The organism is Ramlibacter sp. (genome assembly GCF_036676645.1).
In the GTDB taxonomy this organism is placed as follows: domain Bacteria; phylum Pseudomonadota; class Gammaproteobacteria; order Burkholderiales; family Burkholderiaceae_C; genus Ramlibacter.
The window spans coordinates 1-1,522 of sequence record NZ_JAKFCM010000027.1 but is presented as its reverse complement, the minus strand read 5'-3'; the positions used below and the strand labels follow the sequence as shown (position 1 = coordinate 1,522).

The following is a 1,522-nucleotide window of genomic DNA, read 5'->3' as shown; positions in this document are numbered from 1 at the left end:
GGCGCGCGGCCGCGCGCGGCGGTGTACGAAGCGGTGCTCGGCGGCCCCGGCTTCACGCTGCAATCGCTGCGGCCCTACGCCACCGGCTTGCGCAACTCGCTGGGGCTGGCCGTGGTGCCGGCCCGGGGGCGCCAGCCGGCGCGGCTCTGGCAGGCCGAAAACTCGGTGGACTACAGCGATGCCCAAGCCCCGGCCGAAGAGCTCAACGAGCTGGTGGACGGCGCCCATTTCGGCTGGCCGTATTGCGTGAGCGATGCGCGCGCCCGCAGCGTGGCCGCGCGCGGCTACGAAGGCCGGGCGCGCTGCAGCGGCCCCGCGCACCGCCCGCCGCACCAGGCCTGGCCCGCGCACGTGGCGCCGCTGCAGTTGCTGGTGGTGCCCCCGGCAGGCGCCGGGCAGGCGGCGACGCCCTGGAGCGGGCGGCTGCTGGCGGTCTGGCACGGCTACCGCGCCCAGGGTCAGCGCATCGTGGCCTGGCGGCTGGGGGCCGACGGCAGGCCGCAGGGCCCGCGCGAGCACATCGTCTCGGGCTGGTCCGCCGCGCCGGGCCTGCGCCCGCTGGGCAATCCGGCCGGTGCCACGGTGGACGCGCAAGGCCGCCTGTGGGTGGTGGAAGACCGCAACCACACCGTGCTGGTGGTGGCGCCGGCCGCAGGCGCCCGCTGACGGCTGCCGCCGCACCGGGGCGGCGCGACTGTTTCGGATTGAGACGGACACCGCGCGCCTTGACAAAGATCAATTCCGCGCCGGGTCCGACTGCTAGCCTGAAAACGTTCCCAGCCAAACCACGGAGAAATACCCCATGAACCGCTCCTTGATTGCACTGACCACCGCCCTGATCGCCGCCCAGGCCTGGGCCGCACCGGGTGACGACGAGGTCCTGAAACTCGCCAACAACGCGGGCTGCATGACCTGCCACCACATCGAGCCCGGCGGCAAGGGACCGAACGGCCTGCCGCCCATCGGCCCGGCCTGGCGCGAGGTCGCGGCCAAATACAAGAGCCAGAAAGGCGCGCAGCAGCAGCTCACCGCCACCGTGATGACCGGCTCCAGCCCTTATGAGAGCCACTGGAAGGGCAAGGTCAGCGGCCTGGCCATGCCGCCCAACAAGGTGGTGGTGTCCGAGGCCGATGCCGCCAAACTGGTGGCCTGGATCCTGAGCCTGGAGTGACCCCCTGCGCCGCTGACGCGGCTTCCCCCCTGGGAGGGGGGACCACGCTGGCGGCCCGGCAAAGCCGGTTCCGCGGCGTGTGCCGGGTGGAGGCACCGCGCGCCGGCGGCACATCAGTGGCGGCATTGCTCACCCGTGCTCGGCGACAATCGCCCCCATGCTCCAGTTCGACCTGCTCAAGACCGAAGGCCACGCGCGCCGTGGCCGCCTCACCCTCAACCACGGCGTGGTTGAAACCCCCATCTTCATGCCCGTGGGCACCTACGGCACGGTCAAGGGCGTCATGCCCTCCAGCCTCGAAGACATGGGCGCCCAGATCATCCTGGGCAATACCTTCCACCTCTGGATGCG

3 protein-coding genes are annotated in these 1,522 nt (G+C 72.1%); all 3 read left to right on the top strand.

Annotated features, from left to right (window positions below; all coding sequences use genetic code 11):
- On the top strand, window positions 1–666 hold a 666-nt coding region (locus V6M57_RS04630; RefSeq protein WP_442968778.1), incomplete at its 5' end, for a PQQ-dependent sugar dehydrogenase.
- 136 nt (window positions 667–802) lie between these two features.
- A complete protein-coding gene (locus V6M57_RS04625) occupies window positions 803–1,171 on the top strand; it encodes a c-type cytochrome (protein ID WP_332813814.1) in 369 nt (122 codons plus the stop codon).
- A 157-nt stretch (window positions 1,172–1,328) separates the two neighbouring features.
- Window positions 1,329–1,522, top strand: a 194-nt coding sequence (locus V6M57_RS04620; protein ID WP_332813813.1) for a tRNA-guanine transglycosylase, incomplete at its 3' end; no start/stop codon positions are given.